General features: G+C 42.3%; 17 protein-coding genes and 1 pseudogene. 3 read left to right on the top strand and 15 right to left on the bottom strand.

Going from position 1 to position 23,121, the window contains the following annotated elements; all coding sequences use genetic code 11:
* Positions 1-7 precede the first annotated feature (7 nt).
* From C2M25_RS08980 to ccoN, 8 genes and pseudogenes are all read right to left on the bottom strand, one after another.
* Positions 8-679, bottom strand: a complete 672-nt coding sequence (locus C2M25_RS08980; RefSeq protein ID WP_105174249.1) for a sulfite exporter TauE/SafE family protein — start codon at positions 677-679, stop codon at positions 8-10.
* On the bottom strand, positions 672-839 hold the full coding sequence (ccoS, locus tag C2M25_RS08975) for a cbb3-type cytochrome oxidase assembly protein CcoS (protein ID WP_054553052.1): 168 nt from the start codon (positions 837-839) through the stop codon (positions 672-674). Before ccoS ends, C2M25_RS08980 begins: the two co-directional genes overlap by 8 nt.
* Positions 836-3,211 carry a heavy metal translocating P-type ATPase gene (locus C2M25_RS08970; protein WP_105180939.1) on the bottom strand — a complete coding sequence of 792 codons (2,376 nt, stop codon included), beginning with the start codon at positions 3,209-3,211 and terminating at the stop codon, positions 836-838. The genes ccoS and C2M25_RS08970 overlap by 4 nt, the downstream gene beginning before the upstream one ends.
* A gap of 9 nt (positions 3,212-3,220) precedes the next feature.
* Positions 3,221-3,712, bottom strand: a complete 492-nt coding sequence (locus tag C2M25_RS08965; RefSeq protein WP_105180938.1) for a FixH family protein — start codon at positions 3,710-3,712, stop codon at positions 3,221-3,223.
* Between the two features lie 148 nt (positions 3,713-3,860).
* A pseudogene (gene ccoP / locus C2M25_RS08960) lies at positions 3,861-4,825 on the bottom strand (cytochrome-c oxidase, cbb3-type subunit III).
* Positions 4,822-5,007, bottom strand: coding sequence for a cbb3-type cytochrome oxidase subunit 3 (locus C2M25_RS08955; protein ID WP_054561331.1), 186 nt, complete (start codon positions 5,005-5,007; stop codon positions 4,822-4,824). The pseudogene ccoP and the gene C2M25_RS08955 overlap by 4 nt, the downstream one beginning before the upstream one ends.
* A gap of 5 nt (positions 5,008-5,012) precedes the next feature.
* Entirely contained in the window at positions 5,013-5,687 is a 675-nt protein-coding gene (gene ccoO / locus C2M25_RS08950; protein WP_063704815.1) for a cytochrome-c oxidase, cbb3-type subunit II, read from the bottom strand.
* A 12-nt stretch (positions 5,688-5,699) separates the two neighbouring features.
* Positions 5,700-7,133, bottom strand: a complete 1,434-nt coding sequence (ccoN, locus tag C2M25_RS08945) for a cytochrome-c oxidase, cbb3-type subunit I (RefSeq protein WP_063704817.1) — start codon at positions 7,131-7,133, stop codon at positions 5,700-5,702.
* A gap of 345 nt (positions 7,134-7,478) precedes the next feature.
* Here ccoN and C2M25_RS08940 point away from each other — a divergent pair, with 345 nt between their 5' ends.
* The 3 genes from C2M25_RS08940 (at position 7,479) to C2M25_RS08930 (ending at position 12,561) form a co-directional block, all read left to right on the top strand.
* Entirely contained in the window at positions 7,479-7,898 is a 420-nt protein-coding gene (locus C2M25_RS08940) for a hypothetical protein (RefSeq protein ID WP_105180937.1), read from the top strand.
* A 586-nt stretch (positions 7,899-8,484) separates the two neighbouring features.
* Positions 8,485-11,076, top strand: coding sequence for a TonB-dependent receptor plug domain-containing protein (locus tag C2M25_RS08935; RefSeq protein ID WP_063704822.1), 2,592 nt, complete (start codon positions 8,485-8,487; stop codon positions 11,074-11,076).
* A 108-nt stretch (positions 11,077-11,184) separates the two neighbouring features.
* Positions 11,185-12,561, top strand: coding sequence for a hypothetical protein (locus C2M25_RS08930; protein ID WP_105180936.1), 1,377 nt, complete (start codon positions 11,185-11,187; stop codon positions 12,559-12,561).
* Between the two features lie 35 nt (positions 12,562-12,596).
* Here C2M25_RS08930 and C2M25_RS08925 read toward each other — a convergent pair whose 3' ends face one another.
* The 7 genes from C2M25_RS08925 to C2M25_RS08895 all read right to left on the bottom strand — a co-directional run bounded on the left by C2M25_RS08925 (position 12,597) and on the right by C2M25_RS08895 (position 23,109).
* Positions 12,597-12,860, bottom strand: a complete 264-nt coding sequence (locus C2M25_RS08925) for a DUF3862 domain-containing protein (RefSeq protein ID WP_063706142.1) — start codon at positions 12,858-12,860, stop codon at positions 12,597-12,599.
* Between the two features lie 11 nt (positions 12,861-12,871).
* On the bottom strand, positions 12,872-13,705 hold the full coding sequence (locus C2M25_RS08920) for a peptidoglycan binding protein CsiV (protein ID WP_105180935.1): 834 nt from the start codon (positions 13,703-13,705) through the stop codon (positions 12,872-12,874).
* A complete protein-coding gene (gene mfd, locus C2M25_RS08915) occupies positions 13,705-17,178 on the bottom strand; it encodes a transcription-repair coupling factor (protein ID WP_105180934.1) in 3,474 nt (1,157 codons plus the stop codon). The genes C2M25_RS08920 and mfd overlap by 1 nt, the downstream gene beginning before the upstream one ends.
* Before the next feature lie 29 nt (positions 17,179-17,207).
* Positions 17,208-18,101 (bottom strand): carbon-nitrogen hydrolase, encoded by an 894-nt coding sequence (locus C2M25_RS08910; protein ID WP_054553061.1) that lies wholly within the window; start codon positions 18,099-18,101, stop codon positions 17,208-17,210.
* Positions 18,094-19,152: an agmatine deiminase family protein gene (locus C2M25_RS08905; protein ID WP_105180933.1), complete on the bottom strand. Its 1,059-nt coding sequence runs from the start codon at positions 19,150-19,152 to the stop codon at positions 18,094-18,096. Before C2M25_RS08905 ends, C2M25_RS08910 begins: the two co-directional genes overlap by 8 nt.
* 84 nt (positions 19,153-19,236) lie before the next feature.
* A complete protein-coding gene (locus C2M25_RS08900; protein ID WP_063704838.1) occupies positions 19,237-19,830 on the bottom strand; it encodes a hypothetical protein in 594 nt (197 codons plus the stop codon).
* Between the two features lie 105 nt (positions 19,831-19,935).
* Positions 19,936-23,109: an efflux RND transporter permease subunit gene (locus C2M25_RS08895; RefSeq protein WP_063704841.1), complete on the bottom strand. Its 3,174-nt coding sequence runs from the start codon at positions 23,107-23,109 to the stop codon at positions 19,936-19,938.
* Between the last annotated feature and the right edge of the window lie 12 nt (positions 23,110-23,121).

The raw sequence follows: 23,121 nt of genomic DNA, 5'->3' as shown, positions 1-23,121 counted from the left end.
CGTAAGATTAATGAACTAGCTTATCGGTTGCTATAATTAATAAGTATATACCGTACCATATTATTACGCTGCCTAGAATAACCCTAGTCCAGACATGGTTGAAAATAGTGTTTATTTTCTGGCTGACTAGACCTACGCTTATCATCGCAGGAAAGGTTCCTAACGCGAAAAATAACATAACACCTGCACCATGTAAGGCTGATGGGCTAGTGAGAGCCCAGGTTAGCGCTGAATAAACTAAACCACAGGGCAACCAGCCCCATAAAGCGCCATATAGCAGGGCTTTTGGGGTTGTATCAACCGGTAACAAATAACGATTGAGCTTTGCTAGATGCTGCCATATTAAGGTTTTGCCAAGCTTTTCTAGCCACTGTAGGGTTGCTGCTAAGCGCATAATATAAACCCCAACAAGTAGCATGAAAATACCACTTAAAAACGATAAGGCTATTGAAATCGTGGTATTTTGCGCTGCAAAACGGCTGCTAATTCCAGCGACTAGCGCGCCAGCAAGCATGTAACTAAGCGCACGGCCAAGGTTATAAGCAACAGAAAAACTGACAGCACGGTTTTTATTAGCGGCAAGCTGTAAACTACTGGCAATGCCGCCACACATAGCTAGGCAATGACCACTGCCTAGCAACCCCATTACAAATGCACTAATAAACAGCGGATCAATCATTACTTTTGTTGTGCTGCTCTTTATCGTCTTCGAACAGGATACTGTGGCCCTGTTTGTTTAAATCAGAAAATTGTTCGCTTTTTACAGCCCAAAAGAACACCCCAATAGCAATCAGCACAAATAAAATGGCGATCGGGATAAGCATGTAGATGATACTCATAGTTTTAATAACCTTAATGAGTTGGTAATAACCAAAATGGAGCTTGCAGACATACCAATTACAGCCATCCAAGGAGCAACAAGACCAAGGGCTGCTAATGGTAAAATCGAACCATTGTAAATAAGTGATAATGCCAAGTTTTGCTTAACAATACGGCGCGTCTTTTTCGACACTGTGAGCAAATGCTCTATGGCGGTTAGATCACTATTGAGTAATACCACATCGGCACTGTTTTTGGAAATATCAGCGCCGGTTTCCATCGCAATAGATAAATGCGCACTGGCAAATACAGGGCTGTCATTCACGCCATCACCCACCATAGCAACAATGGCACCTTTACTGGCAAGTGCTTCGACATGGGTTTGTTTGTCACGTGGGCTACATGCTGCATGCACGGTATCTAAATTTAATTGTTTTGCAATTCGCTCACCACTGTTCGACGCATCACCCGTTAACATATGGCATTTTATCTGTTGCGAATGTAATTCAGCGATCAACTTATCCGCATTACCGCGAAGGCTATCTGCTAAGTAAAAGCGCGCTACAATTTGTTTATCGATATACAAGGTTGCTTGAGCATCGGCTTTTTCGGTATCAAACCAACCGCTTTTGCCTATCGCGATATGTTGTTCGTTAAGTTCTGCGGTGATGCCTTTACCTGGTTCGATTGTGATATTCTCAATCGGATTAACTGAGTCATTGTAAGTTGCAAATGCATTAGCAATAGGGTGCTCAGAGAAGCTTTCAAGTTGTGCTGCTAGTCGTAATGCATCTGCTTCACTGTACTGGGTATTGACTAGTTCAACACGCTCTATAGTGAAACGACCTTGGGTCAGGGTGCCTGTTTTATCAAAGGCAATATCGGTTAGTTGCGGTAGCGTTTCTAATACGTGGGCTTGCTTAATTAAAATTCCACGCTTTGTTAAGCTTGCTACTGCACAGGTAAGGGCAGTAGGGATCGCTAAGCTCAGTGCACAAGGACAGGTTGCAACAAGCACCGAAATAGTGACCCAAAAGGCATGTTCGGGGTCTATTTGATACCAACCAATTGCTGTAATTGAGGCGAACAGTAATAAACAAGCAACAAACCACTGCGCGACTTTATCCGTGATTTCGACTAATCGCGGACGCTTAGTTAACGCGGTGTGTTGTAACTTAATAATTTGATTAAGCAGAGTATTTTGACCTATTTTGTTGATCTCTATACTGATCACACCATCATGGTTAATAGTGCCTGCGTAAACTTGATGGCTGATAAACTTATTAACGGGTTGATGCTCACCTGTCATCATGGCTTCATCAACCGTGGTTTTGCCTTTTGTAACAACACCATCAGCAGGAATGGTTTCACCTGCTTTGATCAACACAACATCACCCAGTTTTAGTTTTTTAGCCGCAATAATTGATTCTTGATTATTCTCATCGATAATACGAGCAGTAAGAGGCAATAACTTTTGCAAGTTAGCGGTAAACTCACTGGCTTTTAAACGAGCTCTAAATTCTAAATATTTACCCAATAGTAATAAGAAGGTAAACATACAGATAGATTCAAAATATACTTCGCCAACCGACATTAACGTGGCATAACAGCTGGCTCCATAGGCACCAAAGATCGCTAATGAAACAGGTAAGTCCATATTCAGCTGTTTGGCTTTTAAACCATTAATGGCATTGGTTAAGAATGGCAGGGCACTGTAAAGAATTACCGGTGACGCAAGGACCAAGCTTATCCAACGAAAATACTGCTCGAAGTTCTCTTCCATGCCCGAAAACATGCCAAAATACATAGCAAAGGCGAACATCATAACTTGCATGGTCATCAGACCCGCAACCCCTAAACGGCGGATGTACGCTTTTGCGGCTTGTTGTTTTTGACTCGCTTCAAGATCTGCTTGAAATGGGTACGCTTTATAGCCGATTTCGTGTAATGAGGTGATAATTTGGCTAAGCGGTGTGACCGATTTATCCCACTGGATCATGGCACGATTAGTTGATGTATTTACATCCACGCGCTTAATTGCTTTTAAATTAAGTAATTGTTTCTCGATTAACCAAGCGCAGGCAGCACAGGTGATACCTTCGACGGTAAGAAGTACTTCTGATAAGTCATTTGTGGCAGAAATAAACTCATCTTGAATATCTTCGTTATCGTAACTTTTAATCAATTCAAGCTGCTCTGGAACTAGTTGTTCAACCTTTCCAGAGCGCACAGTTCTAAATTTATAGTAATCGGTCATGCCTTGGGCGACGATATTCTCAGCAACCGTTTGGCAACCAATACAACACATAGGTTGTGCCTTACCGTCTATTTCGACAGTCGCATTAAAGCCTTTTGGCACACTTTCAAGACAATGAAAGCAATTATCGGACATTAGAGTTTACTACTTATATTCAGGGCTAATCGAAATCGTTTTTTCAGTTGGCAGAATTACATCTTCTTTAAGTTTCCAACTATTATCGATTGGTTCAATAAACACTGTGTATGCACCATCAACGTGGGTGTCGAGTAGGGCAGTGAAATCACCATGGGCGTTTTTCATTAAGCTCACATCAAAGTCATTGGCTTTAATGGTGCGATGATAAAATGACATTTTTAAAGAATGAACATTACTAGCATCACCTTTCGTAAAAGTGAACGTGACTTTGTCGTTAGTAATATTTAAATCGCCATGTAAATAAAGCGCTTTAGCTTTATTAAATTTACTGAGTTCAAGGTTGATTGCTTTGCCTTTTTTATAATAATCGTCAACAACCATATCTGGGCCGTTGCCAATTGCCATATAAATAAGACCAGCACAGCCGATGATGGCTGCAAGAGGAAAAGAGATTAAAAACCATGGCCAAAAGTTTTTATACCAAGGAGTGGGTTTCATAGACTTATACCTTTAAAAACGTTGTACGCATTTTATCGGATCTAAAAGCAAAAGACTAAAAAAAAGCCTCCAGATGGAGGCTTTTTTGATCTTAATTAATCTATTGAATTAAAAGATTAATTGTTTATACATTTTATTAACCGCGTGGTTATTTATCTTGCGATAAGCTGTAAACGTACGCTGTTAATAGGTGAACTTTATCTTCACCAAGAATGTCTTTCCATGCTGGCATTACACCGGCGCGGCCATTCATAAGTGTTTCTTCAACAGCACGTTTAGAACCACCGTATAACCAGATGTTATCTGTTAGGTTAGGCGCACCAAATGGTAAGTTGTGTGCAACAGAACCTTTACCGTCAGCACCGTGACACGCAGCACACATTGCAAACTTAGCAGCACCTGCAGCAGCGTCTTTTTGGTTAACTGTACGGCCAGAAAGGCTAAGTACGTGAGCTGTCATTTCTTTAACACCTTGCTCGCCAAGTGCAGCACCCCAAGGTGGCATCGCAGCAACACGACGTAAAGAAGCGTTTCTTTGATCTTGTCTGGTGTACCGCCATATAACCAATCTTTATCAGTTAGGTTAGGGAAGCCTTGACCACCACGTGCATCTGAACCATGACACTGTGCACAGTTTTGTGAGAATAAACGTTGACCAATTTCAAGCGCTTTTTCATCTTTTACTAGTGCTTCAATATCTTGCTTAGCAAATGACTCAAAGATTGGGCCAAAACGCTCATCAGCAGCGATATACTCTTGGTCTAATTGAACGTTCTCACCGTTAGCTAATGCTTGTTCAGTCGCTTCTTTAGACTCAGCTAAAGAAGTAATACCTTGGTTAGAACTTGTCCATTTACCTAAACCTTCCCAGTTACCTAAACCTGGGTAAGCAGCAAGGTAATAGACAGACCAAATGAATGTTGCGAAGAACATGTATGTCCACCACTTTGGAAGTGGATTGTTTAGTTCTTCAATGCCGTCAAACTCGTGACCACAGCTCTCGCCTTCTTTCACACCTGCGTAGTTTTTTAAGTTCCACAGAAGTAGGCCGAAGATGATAGCAAGACACGCAAGGGTTAATACGATAACCCAAATACTCCAAAAGCTAGTCATTTCTCAGACTCCTTTTCCTCGTTAGAGATTGTGTTGTTGTGTTTTTTTTCATCTTCAAAAATGGCATTAGCAGCGTTATCAAATCGGCTTTTGCTACGCTTGCTGTATGCCCATACAACAATCACAATAAACAGTACTAAAATTACCAGAGTCAAAATGCCTCTGTATGTTCCGTAATCCATAATAATTACTTCAAGTGTGTGCCAAGCTGTTGTAAGTAAGCGATTAGAGCTTGCATTTCAGTTGCGCCTTTACCATCGTTCATGGCTTCGATTTTCGCAATGTCTGCTTGTAGCTCTTCGTCACTTCCGTAACCTTTACCGTCGTAACGGTCGCTTGATTTATCAATTCCGAAGCTATCACGGAATATTTGAAGCTTTTTAAGAGTATGGGTTGTATCAACTCTGTTTTCGTCTAACCAAGGAAACGCTGGCATGTTTGACTCAGGAACCACAGCGCGTGGATCCATTAAGTGAGCATGGTGCCAATCGTCTGAGTAACGCTCACCAACACGAGCTAGGTCAGGACCAGTACGTTTTGAACCCCATTGGAATGGGTGATCCCATACTGTTTCACCAGCTACAGAGTAGTGACCGTAACGCTCAACCTCATCACGGAAAGGACGGATCATTTGAGAGTGACAGTTGTAACAACCTTCACGCACATAGATATCGCGGCCTTCCATTTCTAACGCTGTAAGAGGGCGTAAGCCGTCAACAGGTTTAGTCGTATCGTCTTGGAACATTAGTGGAGTAATCTCAACAAGTGCACCAAAGCTGATAGCAAAAACAGTCAAGATAGCCATAAGGCCAACGTTCTTTTCGACTATTTCGTGTTTGTTTTGTGAATTATTATTGCTCATCGTCCTACTCCATTATGCCAATTGTGCGTCAGCGTCTAGTTGAAGCGAGTCTTTTTTCGCTGTCACTGTACGATAAACGTTGTAAGCCATAATTAGCATACCAGTTACGATGAATACACCGCCTAGGAAACGCATGATATAGAATGGGTGAGAAGCTTCTAACGATTGTACAAAGCTGTACATTAACGTACCGTCAGAGTTTACTGCACGCCACATTAGACCTTGCATTACACCTGAGATCCACATTGCTACGATGTATAGAACAACACCCACAGTGTGTAACCAGAAGTGCGTGTTAACTAATTTAACACTGAACATACGGCCTTGTGAGAATAGTGCAGGGATAAGGTGGTAGATAGCACCGATAGAAATCATTGCAACCCAACCTAGTGCACCTGAGTGTACGTGACCTACAGTCCAGTCAGTGTAGTGAGAAAGCGCGTTAACTGACTTGATAGCCATCATTGGGCCTTCGAACGTAGACATACCGTAGAAAGATAGAGAAACAACTAAGAAACGTAATACTGGGTCAGTACGTAGTTTATGCCAAGCACCTGATAACGTCATGATACCGTTGATCATACCACCCCAAGATGGAACGAATAAGATAACTGACATAACCATACCTAAGCTTTGCGTCCAGTCTGGAAGCGCAGTGTAGTGTAGGTGGTGAGGACCTGCCCAAATGTATAAAGAAACAAGTGCCCAGAAGTGAACTACCGATAAACGGTAAGAATAAACAGGGCGACCTGCTTGTTTTGGTACGAAGTAGTACATCATACCTAAGAAACCAGCAGTTAATAAGAAACCAACAGCGTTGTGACCGTACCACCACTGAACCATTGCATCTACAGCACCTGCGTAGATAGAGTATGATTTAGTAAGTGAAACTGGAATTGCCATGCTGTTTACAATGTGTAAAACGGCAACAGTAATGATGAAACCAGCGTAGAACCAGTTCGCAACGTAGATGTGCGATACTTTACGCTTGATTAACGTACCAAAGAATACAACTGCGTAAGTAACCCAAACAATCGCGATAAGAATATCGATTGGCCATTCAAGTTCTGCGTATTCTTTTGAGCTTGTGATACCTAATGGTAAGGTAATCGCTGCTAGTACGATAACAAGTTGCCAACCCCAGAAGGTGAAGGCTGCTAGTTTATCTGAGAAAAGGCGCGTTTGACATGTACGTTGAACGACGTAATAAGACGTCGCAAAAAGTGCACTTGTACCAAATGCGAAAATTACTGCGTTCGTGTGTAACGGACGTAGTCGAGAGTAAGTTAACCATGGTGTATCAAAGTTAAGAGCTGGCCAAGCTAATTGGGCAGCAATCAGAACCCCAACACTCATGCCAACGATGCCCCAAATCACTGTCATAATAGCGAATTGGCGTACAACTTTATAATTGTACTCAGTTTGTGATGCTACTGTTTGGCTCATTTTCTGGCTTCCGCTGCAATTAATGCGTTTTAGAAATGAATTACCCACTTTTATAAAAAGTGGGGCCTACTATTACTTCACAAGCGTGTTACCTAAAGCTAGCTAAAGATGTTAGCTTCAGAAAACAAACTCGAGAAACCCTTATTTTTGCGATGGAAATGATAAAATTTTTGACCTTAAAAAGATAGGTCAATTGCATAAAATTATGACATCAATCAAATTTTAACGCTTTGTTGGTTATTTTTTGTCAGAGATTGTATTTTTATTAGCTTATTCCATTTAGCATGGTTGTCTTTTCGCGGGTAGCTCACTAGTATCCGCTTTTATTTTATACAGGCAAATAGAGTGCGAACTAGTTTATTACCCATTTTCCTTTTCAGTGTATTTTTAGCTGCATGTGATAGCCATAGTATAGAAGAGGGCAGCACAAGTACAAGTTGCGAAAATAACAGCCATTGTCATTACCCTAATAATGATGAAATCTGGCTAAGCAATTCTGAAATAAGCCCAGAAACGCCGTTTACAATTAACCTAAAGCTGCCAAGTGATGCAAAAAACCTTTCTGCAAAACTCGAAGGTGTCACTATGTACATGGGGTTTATTCCTCTGCAGTTTAAAAAATCAGATCAACATTGGGTCGCTGATACTATGGTAGGGGCGTGTTCTGAGTCAGTAATGACTTGGAAAATGACTGTTACTTATATTAATGCAGACGATCAGCCGCAAACACTATTTTATTATTTTGATTCTCTGCAGTCTCACTAAGCCAATTTTTGCTTGCTCACTGTGTTACAAACTTAATTAACACTGTGAGCAATGTCATGACCCGGTCATCTTTTTCTATTTAAATTCTCTTCATAGGTCGTTTGTTTGTGTGAAATTACAAACAATCGGAACAAAACCTAAAAATCATCCTCTAATGCACTGTTAAACAGGCTAACTTTGTCTATTTAGTTAATTTTAGTGAATAACTATGGTTAGCAGTCTTACTAAGCCTTTACGGTTTTTATAACGTTGTGTGATCAACTTGTAAAAATTTCATTTGTAGCACTAATTAGGTGTTAGTTACACTTGATTACAAAGTGCGTGCAATTGATTTCAATCGTGTTTTTTTTGGTTCTTAAGTTTATTACTTGCCTGATTTTCTAGTGTTTTTTTCTGTTAACATTGATACATGGTGAAACCTTTTTACCTAAAACGGAAACTGTAATTTATTGCTGTTTTTTATTTAATCTATCATTCAGTTTTCGTTCAGTTAACTGCGCCTAAGTTGCCCTCCGCTGACTCGTGATTCTAATAATAACGAGCGCTACCTGACTAAAGGTAAATTTCCAACAAGTAGGGTTTTCACATGAAAAAATCAATTCTTGGTTTAGCTGTTGTATCAGCAATCCCAATGTTCTCAAGCATGCAAGTTTTAGCTGCTGATGATGCAGCAGAGTCTATTGAAAAAATTCAAGTTACAGGTTCTCGCATTAAGCGTACCGATATGGAGACGTCTAGTCCTGTAACTTTAATCGGCGCAGATGACATCAAAGCAATGGGTGCATCAAGCATCGATGGCGTTCTACAAAAAATGACTGCAGCAAGCGGTGCGATGACTAACCCTGCTGTTAACAACGGTTCAGGCGGTAACGCACGTGTTGACCTACGTGGTTTAGGTGCACAGCGTACTCTAGTACTAGTAAACGGTCGTCGTATGATCAACTCTGGTACTGGCGCAGCATCAACTGTTGACTTAAACACAATCCCAGTATCAATGATCAAGCAAGTTGAAGTACTAAAAGACGGCGCATCTGCTGTATACGGTACTGACGCGGTAGCTGGTGTTGTTAACATCATCTTAAAAGACGACTTCGAAGGTCTAGACATGAACCTTAACGGTGCTATCACTGGTGAAGGCGATGCAGACGAAACGTCTTTCGATATCACAATGGGTTCAAGCTTTGACCGTGGTAACGTTGTAATTGGTTTACAATACACTGACCGTGGCGATGCTTCTCAAGCAGACCGTGATTTCTCTGATTGTCCAATCGAAGAAGATTACGAAAACGGTAGCTTCTACTGTGGTGGTTCTTCTTACACGCCTTTCGGTCACGTTTGGGCTGAAAATGCAAGCTTACAAGGTCAAGCTGACGGCGAGTGGCACGACTTCACTTCAGCTGGTGATGCATACAACTACTCAGCAACTAGCTACCTTTACACACCAATGCGTCGTTTAAACCTAACAGGTATTGGTCACTTTGATTTAACTGACGATACTCGTTTAGTGTCAGAATTCACTTACTCTAAGCGTTGGTCAACTCAACAAATGGCTCCACAGCCAGTATGGTTTGACTTCACTTACGATGCAGCAACTATGGGTGATTCACTTCTTTCTCACGGCGTAGCTGATGGTGAAGAAATCTCTTACGGTCGTCGTATGACTGACGTAGGTCCTCGTGGTTATGAGCAAGTAGTTGACACAGTACGTGCAGTAGTTGGTCTTGACGGTGCATTCGACAACGGTTGGGGCTGGGATACTTCAGTAGTATTCGGTCGTAACGACTCAGTTGACCGCGCAACTAACCTACTTAACATGGGTTCAATCCAAGACGCAATCGAAGCGGGTGACTTCAACCCACTAAACCAATCTGATTGGTCAGGTAGCAACCTTGCACAATACAACTACACTGAAAACAACTCAGGTGGTAGCCAATTACTAGTGATCTCTGCTGGCCTTAACGGTGAAGTAATGGAACTTCCTGCAGGTTACGTTGGTTTCGCAGCGGGTATCGAGCGTCGTGAAGAAAAAGCATGGTACGTTCCAGATTCACTAACTTCACAAGGTCTTGCAAATGACCCACGTGTTGAACCAACTGGTGGTCGTTTCGACGTTAACGAAGCGTACGTTGAATTTGCTGTTCCACTACTAGCTGACGCACCATTTGCACAAATGGTTGATTTAAGCGCTGCTGTTCGTGCATTCGATTACAGCACATTTGGTTCAGACGAGACTTGGAAACTAGGTCTAACTTGGCGTGTAAACGACGAATTAATGCTACGTGCTGTTCGTTCAACTGCATTCCGTGCTCCTACAGTATCTGAGCTTTACCAAGGTAAATCACCTTCATTCGAACAAGTTAGCTTCCCTGGTGCACAAGACCAAGCTGAAGTAACTGTTGGTGGTAACGACCAATTAACGCCAGAGCTTGCTGATACAGTAACAGCTGGTTTCGTATACGCTCCAGAATGGTTCGACGGTTTCTCAATGACTGTTGACTACTATGAAATCGAAATCGAAAACTCAATTTCAAGCGTAAACAACCAATACATCGTTGAAAACTGTCTTGATGCTACTACTGGTGCATACAAGAACCAAGATACTGCACTATGTCAGTCTTCTGCAATCAACTTCAACCAAAGCACTGGCCGTATTAGCTTCAACAACCAATTACAAAACATTGGTAATGAATCTACTAAAGGTTACGACGTAAACTTCAAATATGCATTTGAAGCTGCAGGTCTTAACTGGCGCACAGGTCTTGATGTAACTATTCTTGATGAGTACATCGTTGATTCAGGCACAAGCACAATCGATTACACAGGTCTTGTAACTTCAGGTATCGGTAGCTACGCGAAAGTTAAGTCTAACTTCACTCTTAACGCGTCTGGCGACAACTGGGATGCACAATACCAAGCACGTATGATCGACGGCCTAGACAGCTACTCTTGTCTTGCTGACGACAGCGAGTGTTTAGTACCAAGCGTTGGTACTGTTGTATACCACGACATCAGTGGTTCATACATCATGAACGACACAGTGTCATTCTCTGCAGGTGTTAACAACTTATTCGATAAGCAAGCACCTTACTACTCAGGTAACAATGACTCAAACACTGACCCGTACACATACGATGTACTAGGTCGTCGTTTCTTCGCTGGTATGAACATCAAGTTCTAATCTAGTTTGAAATGATTACTAAGGCCCAGTTTTTACTGGGCCTTTTTTATTGTCTGAAAGCCTATCAACGCGTAAACTAAGGGAGCATTAGTTAAAAACGAGGTGATATTGCTTAAACAAGACGAAAACTTATCTTTTATTATTGAGCCTGAGCTTAAACCACGCACAGAGCAACGACTCGACCTGTATTTTTCCATTCCGAATGAAATGAGTGTTAACCCACAAACACTGAGCGAAGAATCTTTCTTTAACAACAATTTTAAATCGCACCTTGCGTATAACGCTAACAACATTCACTTACCCTTAGTTAGAAGCCGTTTTGTTAGTAAAAACAAAGGTGAACAACAAGATTATCGACAAAACTTAAACTTGTATTGTTATCAAGTGCGACTTGCGCTCAATGCAGATATCAAAGACACTTTAAAGTACCAAGAAGCCGATGAGTTTTATCCTGCTGCTATCGAATTGTGCGAGCAAACAAAAGGCTTGCTGAAAAAACTAAGACGCTATACACCTGATGATGAAAAGCTTCTCCCTTTTTATAAAAACGCGGATAACTACTTAAGCTGGCATGTCGAGCAGTCTTTTTTGAAGTTATTAGATGAAGGGCCGCGCAGCAGTGATTTTGCGAAAGAACGTAGTGAGCTATTAGAGTTTTGTAAAGCAGAGAACAGTTACCGAGAAGAGCAAGAGTATAACTCGCAATCTACACTCGAAGATGCCAACCGTATCACCAATAAAATGCGCCTATTACAACGTTTAATTGAGCATGGGGTGGTACTCAATCGCACTACACGGCATTTAAACAGTTACTTAAAGCGCATGGTGAAGGGCACGGTGACGGCTGTGATTATGGCCTTTGTGATGCTTGTCGTGCTGAATGCACGTTCAAACTTTACCGAAGTGACAGCAACCTTGATTTTGATCTTAGGCGTTATTTACGGTCTTCGTGAGATTTTTAAAGAAGATATCACACGAGTGATCTGGCGGGCTATCGTTAGAGGGCGGCCAAAATGGCGTTTTCAGTTTAAAAACAGCATAACTAAAGACAAAATAGCCAGCCAATACATTTGGCTTGAATACACCACCTTTAAACGTATTCCTAAAGCAGTCAGAAGAATTTTTTCAAAGCGTCGTCATCAAAATAAACAAGCTGCTCAGTGGCTGCATTTTGCAAGCGAAACACAAGTTAACGCGAAAGAGTTTTTACCTGGCTACGACACCTTGCAACAAACCATGCAATTTAGCTTGGCACCCTTTGCTCGTTATTTAAAACGCGGTGAAGGTAAACTTTATCATCTTGATAGTAACAAAATATCTAAGCAGGCTGTTGAGAGGCGCTATCAGTTAAATGTGGTTTTAGTGTTCACGCAAAGTGAAGACGAGACTTTGTATCAGCGTTACAAGATTACGTTAAATCGCAGCAAGATCATCAATATTGAGCGTATTTACTCGCAAACAGACATTTTGAAAGATGAAAGATGAAAGATGAAAGGGTGGCCTCGGCCACCCACGTAGGTTTATTTAGCGTCTAAACCCGTTTTGCTGTAAAGCGATACTTTGTCTGATACTAGCGTAATTTCGATATTTTTATCTTTGTTACCCCAGATACAGTTAGTGTGGAGTGTTTTTTCTTCACACTTATCTGCAGAGCCTAAAATCGCTTCTACTTCAGCTTTATCCATGCCAATTTCAATTTTTTCGTAGTTCTCTAAATTTACTTTTGAGCAACCAGCTAAAGTAAGTGCCGCAGCCGCTGCTGCAATTGCCATATATTTTTTCATAATTGTATCCATTAATGGTTGTAGCGTCTTATTTGAAGGATCATTCCCATTCGTGGGTGATCAAAATAATGTATCTCGTTACTGATCACACGTTTAAATTGTGAAAAACGTGCCTTTTCGTAATCACCGTTTTCTAAACGCTGACTAATATCAAAATCAGCATTGATGAATAGGTAATGACGAACATAAATCTTCATTAAACCGTCTAATTCCCACTCAGGTACATGTTGTAATTGTTCAGGAATATAGCGTTCAGTAGGGCCGACTAAACTAATAAAATCATTATTTTCACTCTCTACTGGACTTGCGTGTTTTGCTAAGTGATCGCCGGCAAATAGGCGAATACTCGGTGCTCTTTTTTCACTCATTTCAGGAAAACGCCAGCCCGTGTGCAAAATGGGTGTTAAGCCTTTTCTATCAAGCTGATTTTTTTGCTCAACAAACTGTAATTGTTCTGGTGCAATTAAATATATTTCATCTGTGTCTTCACGGGGTTCAACAACAGGTGTAACAGGCAGTTGATTATAGCTTGCTAAAAAATCAACACTGTCATCACACACGTTTGAGTGAGGATTGCTATTCACTAAAGAGTCTGTGAAAGAATCAGAACGAAAGCGGCTATCACCCTCAATACATGCTTGTTTCGCTTGCGCTGTGTATGCAGGAGTTAATAGATCTTTGCTACGCTTAGCGTTGATTTCATCTTGTTTTAAACTGAAATCTTCCTGTAAATAGGGGGCCGGGCGCTGTTTATAAATAAGAACTTCTATTTCGAACCAACGTGCTGCAAATGACGAGCTTGTAAATAAGCAACAAAGCAGTAGTAAACTATTTCTAAACAACATTAATGGCTAACCTTTTTCTCGAAATCTGCAATCATTGCAGTGACCATTTTTAAGCGTTCGCGAGCGTTGGCTTCGCTAATTGCAAAGCGCAGTTTATTTGCGCCATCCATTTTATACACCTGCGGTGCACTTTGTATCAAACCTATAATGAAGCTAGGGTTAACCTTTGTATGCTGGCTAAACTCAAAATAGCCGCCTTTCGGGTTTGCTTCAATCTTCTTAATGCCAATATGACTGGCTTGCAGTTTTAATTGCTGCAAACTGAATAAGTTTTTAGTGGCGTCAGGCAGCAGACCAAAACGGTCAATCAGCTCTACCTGTAACTCGTCCATATCATTGAGGTTAGCACAGCTTGCAATGCGTTTATAGATACCTAAACGTACGTTTACATCATGAATATAATCATCAGGCAATAACGCTGGCAGCTTTAAGTCCACTTCGGTTTGCTGACCGAGTAGGTTCTCAAGGGTTGGCTCTTTACCTTCTTTGAGCGAGTTGACCGCTTGCTCAAGCATTTCCATATACAAACTAAAACCTATGGTTTGCATTTGACCTGATTGGTCATCACCAAGCAGCTCACCGGCACCACGAATTTCTAAGTCATGAGTTGCGAGCGCAAAACCTGCACCCAAGTCTTCCAGTGACTCAATCGCTTCAAGGCGCTTAACCGCATCTTTACTAAGTGATTTTGGGTTACCAGTGAGAAGGTAGGCATACGCTTGGTGATGGCTTCGGCCAACACGACCACGCAACTGATGCAACTGTGCCAGACCTAGTTTATCTGCTCTATCCATAATAATGGTGTTGGCAGTCGGTACATCGATACCAGTTTCAATGATGGTGGTACACACAATCACGTTATATTTCTGGTGATAAAAATCACTCATAATTTGCTCAAGCTCGCGCTCTCGCATTTGACCATGTGCGGTTGTTACGCTGGCTTCAGGGACCCATTCACTGATTTCTTCAGCAACTCGGTCTATGGTTTCAACATTATTATGTAAGAAATACACCTGACCACCGCGTTTAATTTCACGCAGAATTGCTTCACGAATAAGTTCTGCATCTCTTTGTCTAACAAAGGTTTTAACCGCTAAACGTTTCGCAGGCGGTGTGGCAATAATTGACAGATCACGCATGCCACTCATTGCCATATTTAATGTGCGTGGGATAGGGGTTGCTGTGAGCGTTAAAATATCGACATCGGCACGTAATGCTTTGATTTTTTCTTTTTGACGCACCCCAAAACGGTGTTCTTCGTCAACAATCAATAAGCCCAAATCTTTAAATTGAATATCTTGTTGAATAAGCTTGTGAGTACCAATAACGATATCTATTTTACCCTCAGCCATTTTATCGAGGGTGTCTTTTTGCTCTTTGGTTGAGTTAAAGCGCGATAAAACACCGACCTCAATTGGTAAATCAGCAAAACGGTCTTTAAAGTTCTCATAGTGTTGCTGTGCAAGCAGTGTGGTGGGTACAAGTACCGCAACCTGCTTGTTATCATTTACGGCCACAAAAGCTGCACGCATTGCAACTTCAGTTTTACCAAAGCCAACGTCACCACACACTAAACGGTCCATTGCTTGCTTACTTTGCATATCACCGAGCACAGACTCAATGGCGTTGCGTTGGTCGTCAGTTTCTTCAAATGGGAAGCTGTCGCTAAACTGACGATATGCACTGCCATCAAGCTTAAATTGGTTGCCCGGTTTAGCTTGGCGTTTTGCGTAAATATCTAACAGTTCAGCAGCCACATCACGGACTTTTTCAGCGGCACGTTTCTTGGCTTTTTCCCATGCATCGGAGCCCAATTTATGGAGCGGGGCAGAGGCCTCTTCGCCACCAGAATAGCGGCTAAGCATATGTAATGCAGAAACGGGCACGTATAGCTTTGCCTCGTTAGCGTAGATTATCGTAACAAATTCAGTGATCACACCGGCAGCATCGATAGTTTCAAGGCCTTGATAGCGGCCTACACCATGATCAAGGTGCACAATCGGTTGGCCTTCGCGTAGCTCTGCAAGGTTACGAATAAGCGCATCTTGGCTGGCTTCATACTTGTGTTTACGGCGTCGACGTTGCGAGACCTTAATGCCTAATAATTCTTGCTCTGTGATTATAGTTAAACGCGGTTTACCGTCTAACACCACACTTTGCTCAAGTGGCGAAACAATTAGGCCAACATCACTCGAACTGTTGGTAAAATCGCTAAACGATTCAAATTCTTTGAGCTTTAAACCACTTGGTTTTAATAAGGTAAGTAATGATTCGCGGCGGCCGTCCGATTCAACCGAGAGCAGTACGCGGCCTTTTTGTTTTTTCTCGCTAGTAACGTAGTTTATTAAACCTTGATACGGTTCATGTAACTTATGATCAATACGAACATTGGGCAGCTCTTTACTAGCCAGGTTTGTATGACCCGCTTTGGTGCCTAACTTGGCTTGCGATAAACGAATACGTGCGTATTTAGCAAATTCACCAAACAGCTCATTAACGCTTTGATATAGCTTAATTGGCTCAAGAAGTGGCCTGAGTGGATCAACACGGCGGTTTTCATAGCGAACATTTACATCGTGCCAAAACTGATCAGCAGCATGTTCAATATCGCCAAAATGCATAAACGTCGTATTGCTTGGTAAGTAATCGAAGATGGTTGCCAATCCATCAAAAAACAGTGGCATATAATATTCGATACCGGCAGGCCAGGTTCCTTTGGTAACCTGCATATAAATTGAGTCTTGCTCTGAGCTTGCGCCAAATTGTTCACGATAATTGATACGAAAACGCTCAATGTCAGCGTCGTTAGTTGGGAATTCGTGAGCTGGCAGTAACTCAATTTTGTCGACCTTTTCATCGGAACGTTGGCTTTCAACATCAAATAAACGAATGCTGTCGAGCTCATCATCAAAAAAGTCTAAACGAAATGGGTGAGGGCTACCCATAGGGTATAAGTCAACGATAGAGCCGCGAATCGCGTATTCACCATGCTCCATCACTTGTTGTACATGTAAATAGCCCGCTTGTTCAAGGTTTTCACGTAGGGTGTGCGTATCTAGGGTATCGCCCACTTTAAAGTTAAGGGTCGAACCATATATAAACGAAGCAGGGGCTGTACGCAGCATTAAGGTCGACACTGGCACGATTAATACACTTTGTTGTTCTTTTTTTAAGGTATTTAAGGTGGCTAAGCGCGCTGAAATAATATCTTGATGCGGCGAAAAATGATCATAAGGTAGCGTTTCCCAGTCAGGGAAGACCATGACTGGGTTTTCAGGCAATAGAAATTCGAGTTCAGTTTCAAGGCGTAGGGCGCTTGGCGTATCTGGGGTGACAATCACAACCAGCTCGTTGTGTTGTTTTACACCTTCTGCGATGGCGATGCTAAGCCCGCTACCGGTAAGTTGTCCCCATTGAATTTTATCTTTTTCAGATTTTACCCAAGGCAATGCTGCCCATTGCGCAAACGCCATTTACTACTCCTTTAAACTGTTTTTACTGCTTAGTCTCGATAAATCTTCGTTAAGTCCTGATAGTGATCGATACGACGATCACGAAGGTAAGGCCAAATTCGACGTATGTTTTCACTACGTGCTTGGTCTAATTCAACAACCAATAATTGCTCATCGCTGTTGTTCGCTTCAGCTAAAATTTCACCTTGAGGGCCCGCGATAAACGAGTTACCCCAGAACTGAATACCTTCACTTTGACCGCTTGGATCACTTTCGTGGCCAACACGGTTACAGCTGATCACCGGTACGCCATTGGCAACTGCATGAGCGCGTTGTGAAATAACCCACGCGTCTTTTTGACGAGTTTGTTCGTCTTTTTCATCACGCGGGTCCCAACCTATGGCTGTTGGGTAAATTAAAATTTCAGCACCAGCCATTGCCATTAAGCGTGCCGCCTCTGGGAACCATTGATCCCAACACACCAATACGCCTAATTTACCGACAGAGGTTTGAATAGGCTCAAAACCTAAATCACCCGGTGTGAAGTAAAACTTCTCGTAAAATCCTGGGTCATCAGGAATATGCATTTTACGGTATTTACCGGCAATGCTGCCGTCAGTTTCAAGTACCACAGCAGTATTGTGATAAAGCCCTGTAGCGCGCTTTTCGAATAATGATGACACGATCACCACATTGAGTTCTTTGGCAAGTGCACCTAAGGTATCTGTGCTTGGACCTGGAATTGTTTCTGCTAAATCAAAAACGTCTACATCTTCGGTTTGGCAAAAATATAAACTGCGGTGTAGCTCTTGAAGAACAATAAGCTTAGCGCCTTGGCTTGCTGCATCACGAATACCAGCAATAGATTTTGCCATATTGTCTTGAGCATTATCGGTGTTTGATTGCTGAACAAGAGCAACCTTTAAATGCGTTGGTTTAGTCATTGTTTGTTCCTGCTAAAAAGCCGCGCGGTAATTGCATTGTAATACAGTGTAAGCTGCCAAATTGGTGAATAATTGGCACACAATTAATACCCACCACAGTGTGATCTGGGTATGCTTTGGCAACCTGACCAAGCGCAAGTTGGTCGTTTTCATCACCATAAATTGGTACTAAAACGGTTTTATTGATAATTAAATAATTAGCGTATGTGGCAGGTAGTCTGTCACCATCTTCATTGAACACCGCTTTTGGCCAAGGTAAGGCAATCAGTGAGTAGTTTTCACCCTCAGCTGTTTTAAATGATTGCAGTTGCTTTTCCATTGCATCAAGGGCTGCAAAGTGCTCATCATCTTTATCATCACACTGTACATAAACGAGGGTGTTGTTTGGAGCAAAACGTACCAGCGTATCAATATGGCTGTCGGTATCATCACCCGCAAGGTAACCGTGATCAACCCAAAGAAACGACGTAGCGCCTAGTTGCTCAACCAGCGTTTTTTCTATATCTGCTTTTGTAAGTTCTGGGTTACGATTTGGGTTTAACAAGCACTCGCTCGTTGTAAGTAGCACACCGAGTTCGTTGATTTCAACGCCACCGCCTTCAAGAACCAGTTCACTTTGCTGATAACCATTTTTAGGATTAGCGACTTGCTTTACAAGTACTTGATTAATTTGATTATCAAGTTCACTTGCAAATTTATTGCCCCAACCATTAAAAATAAAATCCATTACTTTTAATTCTGTTGCGTCATCAATATTCGCACAGGTTAATGGACCATGGTCGCGTGCCCAAGTATCGTTACACGGTGTCACCACAAAGTGAATGCGTTTAGCATCAACTTCTGCGTTTTCAAGTAATGTCTCAATATGTGCTTTAAGCGCATTATCATGAGCCACAATAACAACATCTTGTTGTTGGCTTATTGCTTGGCAAAGTGCTACATACACAGGCTCAACAGCAGTTAAATTTGCTGCCCAATCAGTATCTTGGTGTGGCCAAGTAAGCATAACGGCATCTTGCTCAGCCCATTCAGGTAAAAGTCTAAATTTCATGAAGGTAATAAACAAACTAAGGTGGGGCTAGTTTAGCATTTTAGCCATAGATGTCAGCTTTTTGTGCGCGATAAAGCGTGATTTTTAACTGTCTTGCTGCTTGTTTTCTTGTTGACGTTTTTTTAGTTGGCGTGTTTGAGCATGCAACGCAGCTCTTACGACTAAATCTTGGTCAGCATCTCGAATCGCTGTAAACAATAATGTGTATTGGTATTTATCATCATCACATTTTTCAATGGCGACTAATTCGGTATAGCAATAAATGGCAGATGCTTCGTGCTGCAAGAACAACTTAGTACGAAATGTTTGACCCAATTCATACACTTCTGTTGAAGTTAGTTTTACACCGCCACCACCGTAGCTATCGCAATAGTTAGCGTTGTCTTCAGGCTGCTCAGAGGCTAAAATGTGGCTCATAATTAAATCAATTTTGCGTGACTGGGCTTGTAAGAACACCGCTAACTCTTGAGCTACATCGCCTAGGTTGCGAAGAGGGCGTAAGGTGGTTTGCTCAAGTTCGTTTACTTCGTTAGCAAGTTTAAATAAAGCAGGGATATCAGCTTCGAGTTCAGCATTGGTTTTTGGCACAGCTTCAGGTTCAACGGCGTATAAGTTGACGCGATTGCTCTCATTGATTTGAAAAAACTGTTCAAATTCGGCTAATTTTTGATTATTCATGCTGCACTCCACACATCTTTCCTTAATACTAGCGTTCGAAGCAGTAAATTGCTAGTAATCAAATAATCAAAAAAAAGGGCAAACTCATTGTTTGCCCTTCATTTTTTACAGGTTACCCTCTTGGGTTTTGACATGTTCTTGTTGATGATGTTTCGCTATCTCATCAGCAAGCTCTTGTCTTGAACGTTTTTCAGTTAACTTACGCGCCGTTAACCAATAAAAGAACAGTGGCACAAAGAATACGGCCAGGAATGTTGCGGCCATCATACCGCCCATTACACCGGTACCAACACTATGACGTGCACCCGCACCTGCGCCAGAACTCAATACTAGAGGTACTACGCCTAAAATGAATGCAAGCGAAGTCATAATGATAGGTCTAAAACGCAACCTTGCAGCCTCAAGAGCAGCAGTACTTGCGCTCCAGCCTTGTTGATGTTTCATCAAGGCGTATTCAACGATAAGAATCGCGTTTTTACTAGCAAGACCAAGAAGTGTTACCAGACCAATTTGGAAATACACATCGTTTGTCATTCCAACGACCCAAACCGCTATAAGCGCACCAAAGGTACCAAATGGCAGGGCAAGCATGACTGAAAGCGGTAGTGACCAACGCTCATATAGCGCTGCTAGAATCAAAAATACCATGATCACAGCAAGGCCTAAGGCAATCCCAGTGGTGCCCGAACTACGTTTTTCTTGGAATGCAGAACCTGTCCATTCGTAAGTCATATTAGGTGGTAAAACGGCTTGAGCAATACGCTCAACTTCCGCAATAGCTTGACCCGAACTGTAACCCGGTGCTGCATTACCCATCAGTTTAACCGCAGGTAAGTTGTTATAACGATTAAGGTTTTCAGGCCCACGGCTATACTCGATAGTGGTAAAGGCTGAAAGTGGCACCATAGTACCTTGGTTGTTTTTAACATAGATACGACCAATGTCGTCAGGCTTCATTCTAAATTCAGCATCTGCAGACATCAGTACTTGCCATGCGCGACCAAATTTATTGAAGTCGTTAACGTAATAAGTCCCTAAGTTACCCGCAAGGGCAGTGAACGCATCATCAATTTCGACACCCATAGCACGCGCTTGTTCACGGTCAACATCAACACGTAGCTGTGGTGCATCAGGGCGCCAAAGTGTTTGCAGACCACTGATGATAGGGCTCTTTTGTGCTTCTGCTGTCATCAATTGCATTGCATGTTGAAGTTTGTCTGGGTCGCTATCACCTTTGTTTTGAATGTAGAACTCAAAGCCACCGGTGTTACCTAAACCAAAAATTGCAGGCGGATTAAAGGCAAGCACGAGTGCCTCTTTAATACCCGCTGTTTTCATGAATAGCTCTTGCACCAGCGCCTTGGTATCAACTTCACGTTCATCCCAGTGCTTTTGAGTTACGAATAAGGTTGCAGCACTGTTTTTGTAACCGCCACCAATAAAGTCAAAACCGGTAAACGCCACCACGTTTTCGTTCGCTGGGTTTGATTGCACGGCCTCTACAACTTGCTGTGTGACTTGCTCTGTGCGCTCAAGTGATGAACCGTCAGGTAAGAAGATTGCAGAGATGTAATAACCTTGGTCTTCATCTGGCACAAGCGAACCTGGGGTGTTTTGCCAAAGGCCAATTGTAGCGGCAATCATACCTGTCATTAAGATCAGTCCTAACAGGCCACGGCGCACCATAAAGCCAACAGCACCAACATAACGGCCTGTGATCTTGGTAAACATGTTGTTGAACCATAGGAAGAAGCGGGCAGTTTGCTTGTGTTCTTGCTTTAAAATAAGCACACAAAGCGCTGGCGTCATCGTTAACGCAACGATACCCGATAAACTCACAGCAATCGAAATAGTAATAGCGAACTGACGGAATAACTCACCGGTTAAGCCACCTAAAAACGCAATTGGCACAAACACTGAACAAAGTACTAAAACAATGGCTACTACAGGGCCACTTACTTCGCCCATCGCCTTAACGGCGGCGTCTCTGGCACCTAGGCCTTCTTCGTGCATGATACGCTCAACGTTTTCGAGTACCACGATGGCATCATCAACAACAATACCAATCGACAACACCATGCCGAATAAGGTGAGTGAGTTAATTGAATATCCCAGCATATACATGCCGGCAAATGTGCCTAGTAGTGATACTGGCACTGCAAGGGTCGGTATTAGAGTCGCGCGCCAGTTTTGTAAGAATAAATACACTACTAAGAATACCAATACCATGGCTTCAAGCAGTGTTTTTACAACTTCACGAATTGATACTTCAACAAAGCGGGTTGTGTCGTATGACGTTAAATGAGCAAGGCCGGTAGGGAACTGGCTTTTCATTTCTTCAATAACACTGTTTACTTCTTCGGCTACATCAAGGGCGTTAGCACCAGGTTGCAAGAAGATACCTAACAGTACCGCTTCTTTACCGTTAATCGTTCCTTTGAAGTTATAATCTTTTGAGCCAAGTTCAACGCGGGCAACGTCTTTTAAGCGTAAGCTACTGCCGTCTGTGTTTGAACGAATAATGATATTTTCAAACTGCTCAGGCTCAGACAAACGCCCTTGTGCAGTCACACTATAAACAAGCTCTTGTGGAGATTGCGTAGTAGGTGTGGCACCAATTTTACCTGCCGCGTATTGCGAGTTTTGTACACGAATTGCCCCTGCAATTTCTTCAACAGTGACGCCTAACTGGCTCATTACATCAGGGCGCAGCCAAATGCGCATTGCGTAATCTTTGGCACCAAAAATTTGTACACTGGTGGTGCCAGGTATACGCTTAACACGGTCAAGGACGTTCATAGTGACATAGTTTGATGTCCATAAACTCGAACGTGTTCCATCTGGTGAGTAAAAGGCATGAACTTGTAAAAAGCTAGAAGAACCTTTTTGAACAACCACACCTTGGCGGCGTGTTTCTTCAGGTAAACGCGCTTCAACCTGCTTAACACGGTTGTTTACGTTTACGGCTGCTTGGTCAACATCAGTACCAATTTCAAAAGTAACTTCGATGGTCGTTGAACCTGCACTGGTTGACGTTGATGACATATACATCATGCCTTCAACACCGGTAATAGCATTTTCAATTGGTGTGGCAACCGTTTGCTCAAGTACATCAGCTGATGCACCCGGGTAGGCTGCGGTTACTTGCACAACCGGTGGCGCTATTTCAGGATATTGCGCCACAGGTAAGCTGCGCATCGCAGCAAGGCCCGCAAGCACAATAACAATAGATATAACAAACGCAAAAATGGGTCTGTCTATAAAGTAACGAGAAAACATAAGACTCCCTGT

The organism is Pseudoalteromonas sp. T1lg21 (genome assembly GCF_002964625.1).
Lineage (GTDB): Bacteria > Pseudomonadota > Gammaproteobacteria > Enterobacterales > Alteromonadaceae > Pseudoalteromonas > Pseudoalteromonas gelatinilytica.
The sequence above is the reverse complement of the archived record's forward strand: the minus strand, read 5'-3'. Positions and strand labels throughout refer to the sequence as shown.

Excerpts from the sequence above, each read along its gene's own strand:
- ccoO (WP_063704815.1), bottom strand. The coding sequence starts at position 5,687 with ATGAGCAATAATAATTCACAAAACAAACACGAAATAGTCGAAAAGAAC.
- C2M25_RS08925 (WP_063706142.1), bottom strand. The coding sequence starts at position 12,860 with ATGAAAAAATATATGGCAATTGCAGCAGCGGCTGCGGCACTTACTTTA.
- ccoN (WP_063704817.1), bottom strand. The coding sequence starts at position 7,133 with ATGAGCCAAACAGTAGCATCACAAACTGAGTACAATTATAAAGTTGTA.
- C2M25_RS08955 (WP_054561331.1), bottom strand. The coding sequence starts at position 5,007 with ATGGATTACGGAACATACAGAGGCATTTTGACTCTGGTAATTTTAGTA.
- C2M25_RS08895 (WP_063704841.1), bottom strand. The coding sequence starts at position 23,109 with ATGTTTTCTCGTTACTTTATAGACAGACCCATTTTTGCGTTTGTTATA.
- C2M25_RS08900 (WP_063704838.1), bottom strand. The coding sequence starts at position 19,830 with ATGAATAATCAAAAATTAGCCGAATTTGAACAGTTTTTTCAAATCAAT.
- C2M25_RS08980 (WP_105174249.1), bottom strand. The coding sequence starts at position 679 with ATGATTGATCCGCTGTTTATTAGTGCATTTGTAATGGGGTTGCTAGGC.
- ccoS (WP_054553052.1), bottom strand. The coding sequence starts at position 839 with ATGAGTATCATCTACATGCTTATCCCGATCGCCATTTTATTTGTGCTG.
- C2M25_RS08905 (WP_105180933.1), bottom strand. The coding sequence starts at position 19,152 with ATGAAATTTAGACTTTTACCTGAATGGGCTGAGCAAGATGCCGTTATG.
- C2M25_RS08970 (WP_105180939.1), bottom strand. The coding sequence starts at position 3,211 with ATGTCCGATAATTGCTTTCATTGTCTTGAAAGTGTGCCAAAAGGCTTT.
- C2M25_RS08965 (WP_105180938.1), bottom strand. The coding sequence starts at position 3,712 with ATGAAACCCACTCCTTGGTATAAAAACTTTTGGCCATGGTTTTTAATC.
- mfd (WP_105180934.1), bottom strand. The coding sequence starts at position 17,178 with ATGGCGTTTGCGCAATGGGCAGCATTGCCTTGGGTAAAATCTGAAAAA.
- C2M25_RS08920 (WP_105180935.1), bottom strand. The coding sequence starts at position 13,705 with ATGTTGTTTAGAAATAGTTTACTACTGCTTTGTTGCTTATTTACAAGC.
- C2M25_RS08935 (WP_063704822.1), top strand. The coding sequence starts at position 8,485 with ATGAAAAAATCAATTCTTGGTTTAGCTGTTGTATCAGCAATCCCAATG.
- C2M25_RS08910 (WP_054553061.1), bottom strand. The coding sequence starts at position 18,101 with ATGACTAAACCAACGCATTTAAAGGTTGCTCTTGTTCAGCAATCAAAC.